Source organism: Parerythrobacter aurantius (assembly GCF_045291475.1).
Lineage (GTDB): Bacteria > Pseudomonadota > Alphaproteobacteria > Sphingomonadales > Sphingomonadaceae > Parerythrobacter > Parerythrobacter aurantius.
In genome coordinates this window covers 1,008,959-1,024,630 of record NZ_CP147985.1, presented here as the reverse complement: position 1 = coordinate 1,024,630, position 15,672 = coordinate 1,008,959, and the positions used below count along the sequence as shown (strand labels likewise).

14 protein-coding genes are annotated in these 15,672 nt (G+C 66.7%); 9 read left to right on the top strand and 5 right to left on the bottom strand.

The annotated features are described in order from the left end of the window. Positions 1-61: 61 nt before the first annotated feature. The 5 genes from gluQRS (at position 62) to WAB17_RS05010 (ending at position 3,079) form a co-directional block, all read left to right on the top strand. A complete protein-coding gene (gluQRS, locus tag WAB17_RS05030; protein WP_435418920.1) occupies positions 62-892 on the top strand; it encodes a tRNA glutamyl-Q(34) synthetase GluQRS in 831 nt (276 codons plus the stop codon). Positions 893-901: 9 nt separating this feature from the next. Continuing rightward, on the top strand, positions 902-1,132 hold the full coding sequence (locus WAB17_RS05025) for a hypothetical protein (RefSeq protein ID WP_435418919.1): 231 nt from the start codon (positions 902-904) through the stop codon (positions 1,130-1,132). Positions 1,133-1,151: 19 nt separating this feature from the next. Beyond that, on the top strand, positions 1,152-1,721 hold the full coding sequence (locus WAB17_RS05020; RefSeq protein ID WP_435418918.1) for a cob(I)yrinic acid a,c-diamide adenosyltransferase: 570 nt from the start codon (positions 1,152-1,154) through the stop codon (positions 1,719-1,721). Between the two features lie 62 nt (positions 1,722-1,783). Continuing rightward, positions 1,784-2,653, top strand: coding sequence for a 3-hydroxyacyl-CoA dehydrogenase NAD-binding domain-containing protein (locus WAB17_RS05015; RefSeq protein ID WP_435418917.1), 870 nt, complete (start codon positions 1,784-1,786; stop codon positions 2,651-2,653). Between the two features lie 54 nt (positions 2,654-2,707). Then, a complete protein-coding gene (locus WAB17_RS05010) occupies positions 2,708-3,079 on the top strand; it encodes a hypothetical protein (protein ID WP_435418916.1) in 372 nt (123 codons plus the stop codon). Between the two features lie 18 nt (positions 3,080-3,097). On the opposite strand, the gene WAB17_RS05005 is transcribed toward WAB17_RS05010, so the two are convergent. Together WAB17_RS05005 and mutS are read right to left on the bottom strand one after the other, a co-directional pair. Continuing rightward, on the bottom strand, positions 3,098-3,475 hold the full coding sequence (locus WAB17_RS05005) for a hypothetical protein (RefSeq protein WP_435418915.1): 378 nt from the start codon (positions 3,473-3,475) through the stop codon (positions 3,098-3,100). A 40-nt stretch (positions 3,476-3,515) separates the two neighbouring features. Beyond that, positions 3,516-6,140 (bottom strand): DNA mismatch repair protein MutS, encoded by a 2,625-nt coding sequence (mutS, locus tag WAB17_RS05000; protein WP_435419334.1) that lies wholly within the window; start codon positions 6,138-6,140, stop codon positions 3,516-3,518. Between the two features lie 116 nt (positions 6,141-6,256). Between mutS and WAB17_RS04995 the strand changes: the two genes are divergently transcribed. From WAB17_RS04995 to WAB17_RS04980, 4 genes are all read left to right on the top strand, one after another. After that, positions 6,257-8,521 (top strand): NADP-dependent malic enzyme, encoded by a 2,265-nt coding sequence (locus WAB17_RS04995; protein WP_435418914.1) that lies wholly within the window; start codon positions 6,257-6,259, stop codon positions 8,519-8,521. A gap of 149 nt (positions 8,522-8,670) precedes the next feature. After that, positions 8,671-11,532: a M16 family metallopeptidase gene (locus tag WAB17_RS04990; protein ID WP_435418913.1), complete on the top strand. Its 2,862-nt coding sequence runs from the start codon at positions 8,671-8,673 to the stop codon at positions 11,530-11,532. A 115-nt stretch (positions 11,533-11,647) separates the two neighbouring features. Next, on the top strand, positions 11,648-12,862 hold the full coding sequence (locus tag WAB17_RS04985) for a hypothetical protein (protein WP_435418912.1): 1,215 nt from the start codon (positions 11,648-11,650) through the stop codon (positions 12,860-12,862). A 131-nt stretch (positions 12,863-12,993) separates the two neighbouring features. Continuing rightward, a complete protein-coding gene (locus tag WAB17_RS04980; RefSeq protein ID WP_435418911.1) occupies positions 12,994-13,596 on the top strand; it encodes an outer membrane protein in 603 nt (200 codons plus the stop codon). Positions 13,597-13,684: 88 nt separating this feature from the next. Here the strand turns inward: WAB17_RS04980 and WAB17_RS04975 are convergent, their stop codons facing one another. From WAB17_RS04975 to WAB17_RS04965, 3 genes are read right to left on the bottom strand one after another with little or no spacing between them, the layout of a single operon-like run. Further along, entirely contained in the window at positions 13,685-14,143 is a 459-nt protein-coding gene (locus WAB17_RS04975) for a DUF3592 domain-containing protein (protein ID WP_435418910.1), read from the bottom strand. Positions 14,144-14,146: 3 nt separating this feature from the next. Then, a complete protein-coding gene (gene trmB, locus WAB17_RS04970) occupies positions 14,147-14,851 on the bottom strand; it encodes a tRNA (guanine(46)-N(7))-methyltransferase TrmB (protein ID WP_435418909.1) in 705 nt (234 codons plus the stop codon). Positions 14,852-14,870: 19 nt separating this feature from the next. Next, the gene (locus tag WAB17_RS04965; protein ID WP_435418908.1) at positions 14,871-15,635 is read right to left on the bottom strand and encodes a sulfite exporter TauE/SafE family protein; all 765 of its coding nucleotides are present in this window, start codon (positions 15,633-15,635) and stop codon (positions 14,871-14,873) included. Positions 15,636-15,672 lie beyond the last annotated feature (37 nt).

Here is a 15,672-nt window from a genome sequence, read left to right as displayed (position 1 = left end):
GACAGGCTTTCCACAGGGATATCCTGCCCCCCTGCGGCATTTTGGACTCACATATCGGCATATGACCGTCACCCGCTTCGCCCCCAGCCCGAACGGGCCGCTCCACTGGGGCCACGCCTACAGTGCCATCGTCGCTCACGATCTCGCCCATGGGGAAGGTGGTCGCTTCCTGCTGCGGATCGAGGATATCGACGGTCCTCGCAGCCGCCCTGAGCTCGCCGACGAATTCCGCCGCGATCTCGAATGGCTCGGGCTGGAATGGGACGAGGTGCCTGCGCAGTCCACCCGTCTCGACAGCTATCGCGACGCTGCAAGCCGGCTGGAGGCGATGGCGTTGCTCTATGCCTGCACCTGCACCCGCAAGGATATCGAGGCCGCCGGAGCCAAGCCGGGGACGGAGGGGCTGGTCTATCCCGGCACCTGCAAGGGCAAGGCGGTCGATCCCGCACAGCAGGCCGCCATGAGGCTCGATGTCGCCCGGGCGCTGGCACTGACCGGGCCGCTCAGCTGGGAAGACGATCTTGCCGGGGTGCAGCCGGCCGATCCGCTGGCGCTTGGCGACGTTGTGCTGGTGCGCAAGGACCTGCCGGCGAGCTATCACCTCGCCGCCACGCTCGACGATGCGACCGACGGCGTGACGCTGGTGACGCGCGGGCGCGACCTGTTTGCGGCGACGCATGTACACCGGCTGCTGCAAGCGCTGCTCGACCTGCCGGTGCCGCGCTGGCACCACCATGCGCTGCTGTTCGACGAAAGCGGGCAGAAACTGGCAAAGCGTCGCGGTTCGCCGGCGCTCTCGGACCACCGGCTGGCAGGCGAGGACGGGCGCACATGGGCGGACCGGCTGCGTACGGGCGAATGGCCGTCTGGCATATCGCTGCAGAATGCCTAGATAGAGGCCATGACCTGGATACTCATCATCGCCCTCGTGATCCTCATGGGCCTCGTGCTCTATTCGCTCGTTCGCGGGATCGTCGCATTCCTCCAGAGCACCAAGATCGATCTCGAGACGGGCGAGGGAGAGAACGTCACCGAGATGCAGCTGCTGCAGAACAAGATGATGTTCAACCGCATCAAATATCAGGCGCTGGCCATCGTGGTCGTCGCCATCCTGCTGGCGGTTGCGCAGTAAAGCCGCTAGCGGGCGGCGCATGGTCAAGCTCACCAAGATCTATACCCGCACCGGCGACGACGGAACCACTGGCCTCGTCGACGGCTCGCGCCGTGCCAAGCACGATGCGCGGATGACCGCAATCGGCGTGGTCGACGAGGCGAACTCGGCGATCGGGCTGGCGGCGGTTGCGCTGCAGGGCACCGATCATGCCGCGACTCTGTTCCGCATCCAGAACGACATGTTCGATCTCGGTGCGGACCTGGCGACTCCTGGTGAGGATTTCGCTCCGTCGGAAATGGTGCTGCGCATCGTCCCGTCGCAGGTCGACTGGCTCGAAGCGCAGATCGATGGGCTGAACGAGCGGCTCCAGCCGCTGACCAGCTTCGTCCTGCCCGGCGGCAGCGAGGCAGCGGCGCGGGTCCATGTCGCACGCGCCACCACCCGCGCGGCGGAACGGGCGATGGTTGCGCTGGCAGCGGAGGAGCCGGTCAATCCGGCGGCGCTCGCCTACGTGAACCGCTTGTCCGACCTGCTGTTCGTCCTTGCCCGCGTCGCCAACGATGACGGCCGGGGCGATGTGAAGTGGGTACCGGGAGCAAACCGCTAGCCAGCGGCAACGCGCCCCGCTAACAGCGCCTCTTTGCTGCAACTGCGAAGAGAGCGGACACCATGAAGACGATCGGCGTAATCGGCGCGGGCCAGATGGGCTCAGGCATCAGCCAGACGATTGCCCAGAACGCGATGAACGTGCTGCTGGCAGACGTCTCGCTGGAGGTGGCCGAAAAGTCCAAGGCAGGGATCGAGAGGTCGCTCGCCAAGCTGGTCGGGCGCGGCAAGATCGAGATCGCCGATGCCGAGGCGGCACTCGCCCGCATCACCCCGGTCGCCGATTACGCGCCGATGGCCGAGGCCGACATGATCATCGAAGCCGCAACCGAGCGCGAGGAGATCAAGAAGGCGATCTTCGAGAGGGCGAGCGAAGTGCTGGGGCAGGGCGCGATCATGGCTTCCAACACCAGCTCGATCCCGATCACCCGCATGGCCAATTACACCAGTGATCCGGCGCGCTTCATCGGGCTGCACTTCTTCAACCCCGTGCCGGTGATGGGCCTGATCGAGGTGATTCCGGGCCTCGCCACGTCCAAGGACGTGGAAGCCCGCACGGTCGCCTTTGCCGAAGGGCTGGGCAAGCAGGTGGTCCTCAGCCAGGACGAACCCGGTTTCGTTGTCAATCGCATACTGCTCCCGATGATCAACGAGGCCGTGTTCGTGCTCGGCCAGTCGACCGCCAGCATCGCCGATATCGACAAGGGCTGCCGCCTCGGCCTCAATCACCCGATGGGGCCGCTCGAACTGGCCGATTTCGTCGGGCTCGACACCTGCCTCGACATTATCAGGGTGCTCTACAAGACCACCCGCGACAGCAAGTACCGGCCGGCTCCGCTGCTGGTGAAATATGTCGAGGCCGGCTGGCTCGGGCGCAAGACCGGCAAGGGTTTCTACGACTATTCGGGCGAGATGCCGGTCCCGACGCGCTGACTTGCGGAACATCGGCGAGGTTGCGGTCGTTCTTTGGACAGAAGGAGAAAGACCATGTCCGATACTGACAGCAGCCCAGGTGCGATCGCAGGCGATAAGGACCAGACCGATACCCTTGCGCCCGAGAACACGAATGCCGAACAGTCCGACGAGGGCGCGCAGGCCCAGACCGTGGCAGAAGATGCCATAACCCGTGCGACCAGCGTGCTCGGGACGGACAGTACCCATGTGCGCAGCAACTTCGACGCGGCCGACGCGCAGGACCTCGTCGATCACATGAAGCAGATGGACCGGAGCGGCGTAATCGACATGTCGGCGTATAAGGGCGAGCCCAATCACGACGACGACGAGGACGCCTACGGCAACGCGGCGCGTCCCGACGATGAGCCGGCCGACGATGAACTGGCCGCCGGGGACGACAAATAAACGCCGTCCCCGGCGACCCTATTCCGTAATTATCTCGCTGCTCGATTCCACCAGCACGACGTCGGGCTTGATCTCTTCCGCATCCCCGCCCTTCGGGGTCGGATCGATCCCGGCAGGGTCAAGTCCTGCCGGGTCGAGAACGAGATCCTGCGGTGGCGTAAACCCTGTCGGCTTGTCAGCCGGCGCTGACGGCGCAGCTTGCGGACTGGGCGGGGCTGGATTGGCTACACCGTCGGCCTCGGCCCTGAACTGCACGCCCTGCTGCTGAATTTGCTTTGTCGCCGCAGTCAGTGCGCCGTCTTCCTTGCCGGTGCCGACCAGGCTCGCGACGCCGAACATCGTCACTGCCACGAAGAACAGCGCGCCCGTCTTGCTCTGGAACATATACCCCTTCATGGGGCCGACGATCGCAGGGCTACGTTAAATTTTGGTGTGACTAAGCCTCGCCTGCGACATCTTTCTTCAGGCGGTACAGCAGTTCGAGCGCCTCGCGCGGGGTCAGCGCATCGACGTCGAGCGCCTGCAGGGCCGTTCGGACCGGATCTGCCGCCGGCTCGGGCGGCTCGGCCGACATCGCCGCAAAAAGCGGCAGTTCGCCCAAGCCCGCAGCGAGCCCGCCAGTTTCCGCCCGGCCCTTCTCAAGCTTGTCCAGGACTGCGCGGGCCCGCTTGACCACAGGCTGCGGCACGCCCGCCAGCTTGGCCACGGCAAGGCCGTAGCTGCGGTCCGCCGCGCCCTCGGCCAGTTCGTGCAACAGGACGAGATCGCCCTTCCACTCTTTCGCCCTCACGTGGTGCAGCGAGAGCGCGTCGCACGTTTCTGCGAGCCGGGACAACTCGTGGTAATGCGTTGCGAACAGGCAGCGGCAGCGGATCGTCTCGTGCACGGCCTCGACAACCGCCCAGGCCAGCGCCAGGCCGTCGTATGTCGAGGTACCGCGCCCGACCTCGTCAAGGATGACGAAGCTGCGTTCGGTCGCCTGCGAGAGGATGGCCGCGGTTTCGACCATCTCGACCATGAAGGTCGAGCGGCCGCGGGCGAGGTTGTCGGATGCGCCGACGCGGCTGAACAGGCGGTCGACGAGACCGACAGTAGCTTCGGCGGCGGGAACATAGCTGCCCGCCTGCGCCAGCAGCACGATCAGCGCGTTCTGGCGCAGAAAAGTCGACTTGCCGCCCATATTCGGGCCGCCGATCAGCCACAGCCGGTCATCGGGGGCGAGATGGCAGTCGTTGGGGACGAAGCGTTCGCTGGTCTGGCGCAGCGCGGCCTCGACCACCGGGTGGCGGCCTGCGCGGATATCCAGTGCACGGTCTTCGGTGATGTGCGGGCGGCACCAGTCGCCCTCTGCGGCGCGCTCGGCGAGACCGGCGGCAACATCGATCCGTGCTAGCGCTGCGGCGGTGGCGGCGATTGCTTCGCGCGCGGCGCAAACCATCTCGACCAGCTCTTCGAAATGAGCGGCTTCTGCGGCGAGTGCCCGCCCGCCCGCCTCGCTGATGCGGCTCGCTTCCTCGTGCAATTGCAGCGAGTTGAAACGCACCGCTCCGGCCATGGTCTGGCGGTGGGTGAAGCCGCTGTCGGGCGCCATCAGGGCATCGCCGTGCTTCGCGGGCACTTCGATGAAATAGCCGAGCACGCCGTTATGCTTGATCTTGAGCGCAGCGATGCCGGTGTCGTCGCGATAGCGCGCTTCGAGCGCGGCGATAGCGCGGCGGGCGTTGCCGCTGATGGCGCGTAGCTCGTCGAGCGCGGCATCGTGCCCCTGCGCGATGTAACCGCCCTGATCGCGGGTGGTCGGGGGCGAGGGCACCACCGCGCGCTGCAGGTGATCGACCAGTGCGCCGTGGCCGGCCATCGCCGGGAGCAACAGTTCGAGCAGCTGGGGCCTGTCCGGCTTGGCCGCCAAGTGGTCGCGAATACGCCGTGCTTCGGCGAGGCCGTCGCGCACTTGCCCCATGTCGCGCGGGCTGCCGCGTCCGGCGACGATCCGGCCCAGCGCGCGGGCGAGGTCGGGCACGCTGCGCAGCACATCGCGCAGGTCGGCGCGCAAGAGCGGATCGGCGTGGAAGAAGGTTACCAGCGCCAGGCGGGCCTCAATGACGGGCTTGTCGGTCAGCGGTGCGGAGAGGTCCTCCGCCAGCTGCCGTGCGCCTGCTCCGGTGACGCAGCGATCGACCGCCGCGACCAGGCTTCCCGCGCGCCCGCCCTGCTGGCTGGCGAGGATTTCGAGCGAGCTGCGCGTCGCGGCATCCATTGCCAGCCGCGCCGCACCATTGGCCGCGACCGGCGGCAACAGGAACGGCAGCGTGCCGCGCCCGGCGTGGTCGAGATAGCCGATAAGGCCTCCGGCGGCCGCCAGCATGGCGCGGGAGAAATCGCCGAAGCCTTCCAGTGTGGCAACCTGGTGGATGGCCTTCAGCCGCGACTCGCCTTCGTCGCTGGCGAACTGGCTGCGTGCGCGGGGGATGGCATCGCCGGGGGCGTCGTCCCAGCCTTCGGGGGCCACGACTTCGCTCGCGCCGAGCCGCGCCAGGGCCGCGCCGAGCCCGTCGGGCGGGCATTCCTCCAGCTCCATCCGCCCGGTCGAGATGTCGCAGTGCGCGATGCCGATCGTGCCGCGCACCTCGCACACCGCCGCCAGCACATTGGCGCGGCGCGGTTCGAGCAGCGCATCCTCGGTCAGCGTGCCGGCCGTGACGAAGCGTACGATGTCGCGCTTGACCAGCGCCTTGGACGAGGGCGTGCCTTCGCGCTTCGCCCGCACCTTGGCTTGGTCGGGCGTCTCGACCTGCTCGGCGATAGCGACCCGGCATCCGGCCTTGATCAGCCTGGCGAGGTATCCTTCCGCCGAATGCACCGGCACGCCGCACATCGGGATCGGCTCGCCGCCGTGCTCTCCTCGGCTGGTCAGCGCAATGTCGAGGATCGCTGCGGCTTCCCGCGCATCGTCGAAGAACAGTTCGAAGAAATCGCCCATGCGGTAGAACAGCAGGCACCCGTCCGCCTCCGCCTTGAGGCCGAGGTACTGTTCCATCATGGGGGAGGGCTTGCCCGACATGACCGATGCCGTAGCGGTGGCGCAGCCGATTCGGGAAGCGACGGGCACGGGCTTTCCCCCTATCGCTAGGCGGTACTCTTTTGTATCGGGCCCGCAGAAGATGACAGGAGCCAGCCTTGGCCGACGACAAGCAGACGGGTTTCACGGAGCGCGAGGCGCTGTTCTATCACGAGACGATCCGTCCGGGTAAGATCGAGATCATTGCCAGCAAGCCGATGGCGACCCAGCGCGACCTCAGCCTCGCCTATTCGCCGGGCGTCGCCGCGCCGGTGGAGGCCATCGCCCGCGATCCCTCGCTCGCAGCGAAATATACCGCGCGCTCCAACCTCGTTGCCGTCATCTCCAACGGCACGGCCATTCTCGGCCTCGGCAATCTGGGCGCGCTGGCGTCGAAGCCGGTAATGGAAGGCAAGGCGGTGCTGTTCAAGCGCTTTGCCGACGTCGACTCGATCGACCTTGAACTCGATACCGAGGATCCGGAGGCCTTCATCAATGCGGTGGCGCTGATGGAGCCGAGCTTCGGCGGCATCAATCTCGAAGACATCGCCGCGCCAGAATGCTTCATCATCGAGCAGGCCCTGCGCGAGCGGATGAACATCCCTGTGATGCATGACGACCAGCACGGCACCGCGATCATCGCCGCCGCCGGCCTCATCAACGCCTGCCACCTGACCGGCCGCAGCCTCAAGGACTGCCGCATGGTGGTTAACGGGGCCGGGGCTTCGGCGCTCGCCTGCACCGCGCTGATCAAGGCGCTCGGCGTGCCGCACGAGAACGTCATCGTCTGCGACCGCTCCGGCCCGATCTATCCCGGCCGCGACGGGGTCGACCAGTGGAAGAGCGCTCATGCCGTGCCAACCGAAGCGCGAAGCCTCGAGGAAGCGCTGGTGGGCGCGGATATTTTCCTCGGCCTGTCCGCCGCAGGCGCGCTCAAGCCCGAATGGGTGCGCAAGATGGCCGACAGCCCGATCATCTTCGCCATGGCCAATCCGACGCCCGAAATCATGCCCGACGAGGCCAAGGCGGTGCGGCCCGATGCCATCATCGCCACCGGGCGCAGCGACTTTCCCAACCAGGTCAACAACGTCCTCGGCTTCCCCTTCATCTTCCGCGGCGCGCTCGACGTGCAGGCGACCGCGATCAACGAGGAGATGAAGATCGCCGCCGCCAAGGCGATCGCCGATCTCGCCCGCGAACGCGTGCCCGACGAGGTCGCCGCCGCCTATGGCATCAACCAGAAGTTCGGCACCGACTACATCATCCCCGCCCCGTTCGATCCGCGGCTGATCGAGGTGGTGTCTTCCGCCGTCGCCAAGGCGGCGATGGACAGCGGCGTGGCCAAGGCGCCGATCGCCGATTTCCAGGAATACCGCCAGTCGCTGAAAGCGCGGCTCAACCCGACCACCGCCGCGCTGACCAATGTCTACGAGGTCTGCAAGGCCAATCCCAAGCGGATGGTCTTTGCCGAAGCCGAGGAAGACGTCGTGCTGCGCGCCGCGATCCAGTACCGCGATTTCGGCTATGGTCAGCCCATCCTCGTCGGGCGGACCAAGCAGGTCGTCGACCGGTTGCACATGCTGGGCGTGCCCGACCCCGGCAGCTTCGAGATCCAGAATTCGGCCGATTCCGCGCATGTCCCCGAAATGGTCGAATTCCTCTACAAGCGTCTGCAGCGCAAGGGATATACCGAGCGCGACGTGCGCCGCATGGTCAACCAGGAACGCAACGTCTTCGCCGCGCTGCTGGTGGCTTTGGGCCATGGCGATGCGATGATTTCGGGCCTCACCCGCACCTTCGCCCAGACCGCGCGCGAGGTGAACCGGGTGCTCGATCCCAAGCCCGGCGCGGTGCCCTTCGGCATCCACATGATGGTGGGCAAGAACCACACCACCTTCCTCGCCGACACCACGATCAACGAACGGCCGAGTTCCGAACTGCTGGCGCATATCGCCAAGGAAACCGCCGCCGTCGCCCGCCGCATGGGCCACGAGCCGCGCGTGGCCTTCCTCAGCTATTCGACCTTCGGCAATCCGTCGGGCCAGTGGCTCGGCAACATCCGCGATGCGGTCGCCATCCTCGATGCCGATCCCAGCGTGAACTTCGAATATGAGGGCGAGATGGCCCCCGACGCCGCGCTCAACCCCAAGGTGATGAAGCTTTATCCCTTCAGCCGCCTCTCGGGCCCGGCCAATGTGCTGGTCATGCCGGGGCTGCAATCGGCCAACCTCTCGGCCAAGCTGCTGCGCGAACTGGCAGGCAATGCCACCATCGGGCCGATGCTGATCGGCATGGAAAAGCCGGTCCAGATCGCGCCGATGACGTCGATCGCGCCCGATATTCTGACGCTGGCGGTGCTGGCGGCGGCGGGGGTCGTCGGATAGCTCCGAGACTCGCGCAATAGGCTTTTGCAATTTGCCGCAGCTGTGGCACATACCGTCGCGCTAACAGGGTCGAACGGGACGGGAAATCGGTGACTGGCGGAACTTTGCTGCGGCCCTTTGCGGGGCCTCTATTCGCTTTCGCGCTCATCATGGGCGCTCTGGTGTCAGGCACGTCCGCGTCGGCCCAGCACAACAATGGCGAAGGCAGGAAAGCCACCGATGCCATCGCCGCGTCCCGGCCGCCGCAGCCGGTTACCGGCGTACCGGCCTGGGGGATCGAGAGCCCGGACCTGAAGCCCGACAGCACGATCGTGTACGGCGTCCTCGCCAACGGGATGCGCTATGCCATCAAGCCGCATGTGCGCGGCTCGGGCGAGATTTCCATGCGGCTGATGCTCGATGTCGGCGCATTGTCCGAGGCCGACGGCGAAGAAGGCGCCGCCCACTTCGTCGAGCACATGGCCTTCAACGGATCGACCAATATTCCGGAGGGCACGCTCGTCCCGACGCTGGAACGGCTGGGGCTGGCCTTCGGGCCCGACACCAATGCCGAAACCGCGATGGAATACACCGTCTACAAGCTCGAGCTGCCGAGTGCGCGGGCCGAGGTCGTGGACACATCGCTTCGTATCCTGCGGGATATCGCCGGCGAGCTGACCTTCCCGCTATCCTCGGTCGACCGGGAAAAGGGCATCATGCGATCCGAGGCGCAATTGCGCAACACGCCGCCCGCCCGCCGCAGCACCGAATTCTTCCGCAGCGCTTTCGCCAATCCCCGCATCGGCGAGCGGACGGGCGCGACACCGGCACAACTGTCGGCGCTCGATGCGGGCAAACTGCGCGCATTCTACGACGCCTATTACCGACCCGAACGGGCGACGCTGGTAGTGGTCGGGGACATGAATCCCACTCGGATGGAGGAAAAAATCGCTGCGCTGTTCGGCGACTGGCAGGGCAAGGGGGCGGCACGTGCGACCTACGACGCCAGCGTGCCGGCCCGTACATCGCTGGCCACCGGCACCTTTTTCGATCCCACCGTACCCGAGATCGTCGAGATGCAGCGGGTCATCCCCTATGCTCCGCCCGCCAACACCGTCGCCGGTTTCAGGGACGAACTGCTTGACTATGTCGTTGCGACTTCGCTCAGCAACCGCATCAACGTCTATGCCAAGCAAGAGAACACGTTCTCCCTCGGTGGCAGCGCGGCCAGCTGGGACTACTTCAAGGCGGCGCGGACCTATGGCTTCGTGTTACTCGCCAAGGACGGTGAATGGCGCCGCGCCCTGGATCTGGGCGAACAGGAATGGCGCCGGCTGTACGAGCACGGGATAACCGAAAGCGAACTGGCCGAGGCCAAGCGCATCCTTGCGACCGAGTACGCTGCGCTGGCCAAGCAGGCCCCCTCCATGAACATCGGCGATTTGGCGCAGGAGATCGCACTCAGTTCCCTCAACGGGTCGGTCTACCTCTCGCCCGCCCGCAAGCTCGAACTGTACAAGTCGCTCGAGCCCGGCCTGACCGTCGATGCCCTCGCCCGGCGTGTCAGGGAGCGGTGGGAGGCCGCACCGAACTATGTCATGGTGGCGAGCAAGACGCCGCTTGCAAGCCCCTCCACCGCGATCCCCGCGGCGATGGAACAGAGCCGCAAGGTGGCCGTCGCGGCCCCTGCCGAACTGGCCGATGTGGCCTTCGCCTACACCGACTTCGGCAAGCCGGGCAAAGTGGTGTCGGACAAGTTCATTGCCGACCTCGGCATTCGCGCCATCACTTTCGACAATGGCTTCATGCTCAACCTGATGCGCACCCGCTACGAGCCGGGGACAGTTTCGTACCGGCTGGAGCTGGGCGGCGGTTCCTCTGCCTTCACGCAGGGCCTGCCGGGGCTTGCGCTGATGACACAGGTGGTCTCGCCCATCGACGGGCTGGGCGCGCACGATATCGACGAATTGCGCCGGATCATGGCGGGGCAGAAGCTGGGCTACGGCTTCATCGTCGAGCAGGACGCGGTCGTGCTGGAAGGCAATACCACGCGCGACAATGCCGATTTCCAGCTCGGCCTGCTCGCTGCCGAAGTGTCCGACAAGGCGTTCGGCCCGCAGACCGAGCGGCAGTGGGACGGTTACGCGCCGGTCATCGCCACCGATATCGCGGCCAGTCCGATGGACCTCTATTTCAATGCCCTCGACTCCCTGCTGACCGATGGCGACACCCGTCTGGGCTTTACCGATCCCGCCGTGTTGACCCAGCGGACCGTGGCGGAACTCAAATCCGCGCTGGGCGCACAACTGGGGGGCGGCCAGATGGAACTCGCTCTGGTCGGCGATTTCGACGAAGAGGCGATGATTGCCGCCGCGGCGCGGACGCTCGGCGCCATGGATCGCACTGCCACCCGGGCAAACGTGGCACCCATGGCATTCTCTGCCGACCGTCGCGCGCGGACCTTGTACCACCGCGGCGCGCCGGACCAGGGCGTCGTCTCGCTTTCGTGGCCGACGGGGGATGCGTCCGACCTGCGGACGTCGCTCGCGCTCGAGCTGCTGGCCAAGCTGATGGAATTGCGCTCGGTAGAGAAACTGCGCGAGGAACTCGGGGCGACCTACTCGCCCTTCGCCTTCGCTGCGGATTCGCTGGCATTCAAGGGCTATGGCCACCTGACAGTGCTGGCCTCTGCCGAACCGAAGAACATGGTGCCTCTCGCGGCTGCCATGCGCGAACTGGCGCAGGAGTTCGTCGACGAGGCCCCGACCGCCGATGCGATGCTGCGGGCGCGGCTGCCTATCCTAGAAGGGTACGAGCGGCAGGAAGGGACCAACATGGGCTGGACCTTCATCGTCTCGGATACGCAGAGCAATCCGGACATTCTCGATCGCCGCCGTACCCGCGCCGCCCTGCTGCGTGCCATCACTCCGCAGGACATCCAGAAGGCCGCGCGCGGCTATTTCGGCGAGAGCCCGATCGAGATCCGGGTCGTCCCGCAAGATGGTGCGGGCTCCACGGCGCCGGCGCGCTGATCGCGGCAAAGGGGATTCGCGTTGTCCGGAATTCACGACCGGGCAAGGAAGGCCGGGCCAACGCGCCGATATGCAACCGGAGGCAACAGCACCTGTCGACACGAAGCCGCACCCCATGCGCTGGGCGAAGAGGCTGGCACTCGGCTGCGCCGCCGCGCTCGTGCTGGCGGGGGTCCTGCTGCTCGATCTCTCGCCCCATACCGCCGAGCTGCCGCGCCCGGCCGCGGCGGACGTCGCCGCAACCCGCACAGCCTATGACGAGTTGCGCCGAAGCAGGGGTGCGGGGACCGAGCTGGACAATCGCGCCCTGCGGGGTCTTGCCCGGCTGGTGGCGGACGGGTGGGGGATCGACCGAATCGGCGTACAGGTTGCAGGCGGGGTGCTCGAAGCGCGCGCCAGCATTCCCGTTGCCCCGGCACTCTGGGTCAATCTGGCCGGTCGCACGCGCGGCGGCGCGGATGGATTTCCCGCCATCGAATGCGAAATCGGCCGCCTGACAATGCCGCCTGCGGCCTGTCGCTGGGCCGTCGAGCGGGCGCGGGGCCTTGTCCATCGCGGTAAGGGCGAGCCGCCACCCCTGGGTTCGCTTGTCCGACGCCTCGACGTGCGAGCGAACTCGATCGTGCTGGCGATTGGCAGCGGGTCGGACAGCGAACTGCTCCGGCGGCTTATCTCCCGCCAGCACCATCCGGTCGATCGACTCGCCGTGCGGCAAGCCTATTGTGCGCTGGTCCTGCGCGAGCGCGCCACGCCCGCGACGCGCCTCGAGGACGTTGCACGTCGCGCTTTCTCCGGCCCCAGGCCATGGAATGCCGGTCGCGCGCGGGCGACTTTCGTGGCACTCGCCGTGCTGACGGCGGGCGAACGGGCGGAACGCCTGTTGCTGGCAGACCCCGGCTTCCCCGGCAGCGCCTGCCGCAGGCTCAAGCCATCCCTGGCCTTGCATGGCAGAGCGGATCTCGCCCAGCACTGGGCGCTCTCTGCCGGCCTGACCGCCGCCTATGGCAGCCGCGCCGCCGGGAACATGGGGGAGTGGAAGGAATTGGACGACAGCCTGCCGGCCGGTTCGGGCTTCTCCTTCGTCGACCTTGCCGCCGACAGGGCGGGTGTATCCTTCGCCCGCCGTGCTACCGAAGGAGGCGAGGCAGCTGCCGTCGCGGCGGAGCTGAGCGAGGCCGACGCCGCAACGCTGCTGCCCCGCGACCTGCTCCGGGCACCGGAGGGTCTATCCGAAGAGGGCTTCACGGACCGGTTCGGCGCGCTCGACGCCAAGGCCTATCGCCGGCACGTCGCCGCGATCGACCGGCGGCTGGCGCAGCCTTCGCGCTAACTTCCCGGCGCAGTTCCGCCACCGGCTGACGCTGGCGTCATCATCGGCACGCGACCGGTTCATCAGGCGGCAAGCGATGCTGACCGAAGGCCCCTCGCCTGCGCAACCCCCTGCGCATGAAAGGACTTGAAATGAACAGGATTACCATCGCCATCGCCCTTGGCATGCTCGCGACCCCGGCGCTGGCCCAGGCGCAGAATGCCGCCCCCGGCGGTTTCTACGTCGGCGGCGTTGCCGGCTATGAAGGGCTCAACGTGGAATCGGGCGACGGCAGCGTGTCTGCCGAAGCCGATTCCGCCGTCTACGGCATCTCGGGCGGCTACGACCTGTCCCTCGGCAGCGCCTTTGTCGGCGTCGAAGGCGAGCTGTCGACCAGCGGCGGCTCCACCGAGTTCCCGTCGAGCTTCACCGGCGCGCGCGACGGGCTGGAGGCCAACGGCCAGTACTACATCGGCGCCCGCGCCGGTTTCGCCGTCACCCCGGGCATCGCGGCCTACGGCAAGATCGGCTACACCGCCCTCGACACCGAAGCCTTTACAAGCGCCGGATCGCTGGGCGAGCTGGAGGACAACGCTGGTGGCCTGCGCTTCGGCGGCGGCCTCCAGGTGCAGCTGCCCGGCCCGCTCGAAGGCCGGATCGAATACCGCCGCTCGCGCTACAACGACGTGCTCGACAGCGACTTCGGCGATGTGACGACCGACCAGGTGGTCGCGGGCATCGGCCTGCGGTTCTGACCTGATATCATTGAAAACGGGTGCGGCGGGCGGTCGATTGACAGCCCGCCGCTCTCGATGCTGGGTATCAACGGCGGTAGCCGCAGTCTCACCGGATCCAGCCATCCTCTCGCATTTCGCGCCGATCCGCCCGTATCAGCCAGGCACCCAGACTGGCAAAGAGCAAGCCCGCCGCCGCGATCAGTCCCAGCATCAATTGCGACTTGGCATCAGAGAATCTCGCGTCCTGCGGTCGTCCCTCGGGATAGCTTAGCGATACTTGCGAGCCGATCGCGTGGGTCAGCCTCGGGGATGTCCTAATTCCTTGCCGTACTCCGATCCATCCGAGCGCTTCGCGCCTGACGCCATCCTCGTCGCGAAAGGCAGCGACCGGTCGACGGGCGGCGCGCATACTTCCGTCGATACTAACCCCGACCACTTCCCCGGACACGGTTACACCCGTCATTCTGTCGATCTGAATACCGACGATCTGCCAGACCGGAAGTATGAGGAACAACCCGCCGCCGAGCGCGAAGATGGCGCCGACCAGGCCTTTGGGACCGATCACACGTCAACCCTTCCGCCGGAAACGGAAGTACCAGACCTCGTGCCCGTAGACCGTGCGGGCCTTGTGTTCGTAACGCGTCTCCGGCCAGCCGCTGGGGCGGTTCTGCCAGTTGTGCGGGCCTTCAACGACCCATTCGAACACATCGGTGTGGCGCCGCATCACCATCAGCGCGTGGCGCAGGTACACCGCATGGTCCGTGCCGAAGCGGAACTCGCCGCCGGGCTTGAGCTTTTCGGCGATCATCCGCACCGGGCCGTCGTTCATCATCCGCCGCTTGGCGTGCTTGTTCTTCGGCCAGGGATCGGGGTGGAGCAGGTAGACCATGGTGAGCGCCCCGTCGGGTATCCGGCGCAGCACCTCCAGCGCATCGCCCATATGCAGCCGGACATTGGCGAGCCGCTGGTCCTCCACATGCGTCAGCGCCTGCGCCACGCCGTTGACGAAGGGCTCGGCGCCGATGAAGCCATGGTTGGGCAAGAGGTCGGCGCGGTAGGCGAGATGCTCGCCCCCGCCGAAGCCGATCTCGAAATGCAGCGGGCAATCCTCGCCGAACAGCGATTGCGCCGTCACCGGCCCTTCCGCGGGCACTGCGATCTGCGGCAGCAGATTGTCGACCAGCGACTGCTGGTGCTTGCGCAGCGGCTTGCCCTGGCTGCGGCCGTACAGCCGGTTCAGCGTGGTCGGGTCGCCTTCCTTGAATGCACTCATGGCGCGGGCGCGTAGCGGGTCAGCCCCAGGCCGTCCAGATGCCGTAGGCGCTGGTTACGACCAGCGCGACGCCGACCATTACCAGCATCAGCTTGGGGCTGAAGTGCTTGGCGGCAATGGCGGCGAAAGGGGCCGCGATGACGCCTCCGATCAGCAGGCCGAGCGTCGCGCCGGCGAGATCGGCCAGCCCCAGGTGATAGATGAATGTCGCCGAGATGCTGACGGTGAGGAAGAACTCCGCCGCATTGACGGTGCCCACGACCTTGCGCGGCTCCGCCCCCTGCACCAAAAGGTTGGACGTCACAACCGGCCCCCACCCGCCGCCGCCCGCTGCATCGAGGAAACCCCCGACCAGCCCGAGCGGCGCGACATGTTTCGCCTCGCGCATCTTGGGCGGATAAAGCAGCCCGCGCACCAGTAGGTAGACGCCCATGCCCGCGAGATAGAGCAGGACATAGGGCTTGATGACCGAACCATCGATGTTCGACAACAGGTAGGCCCCGGTGACGCCGCCGATCACCCCCGGGATGACCAGCCGGGCGAACAGCTTGCCGTCTATGTTGCGATGGTAGAGATGGCTGAGGCCGGAAGTCGCTGTGGTAAAGCACTCGACCACATGCACCCGCTGCGAGGCTTGCGCGGGCGGGATCCCCAGCACACCCACCAGCAGGGTATTGGTGATCACCCCGAAGGCCATGCCCAGCGCGCCGTCCACAAGCTGCGCGGCAAAGCCGATGGCAATGAACGGCACGAGCGCCGCGAGATCGATACCAAGCCACTCCATCTCGCGCGCTTTCCTTGCGGGGACTATGACGCGTATC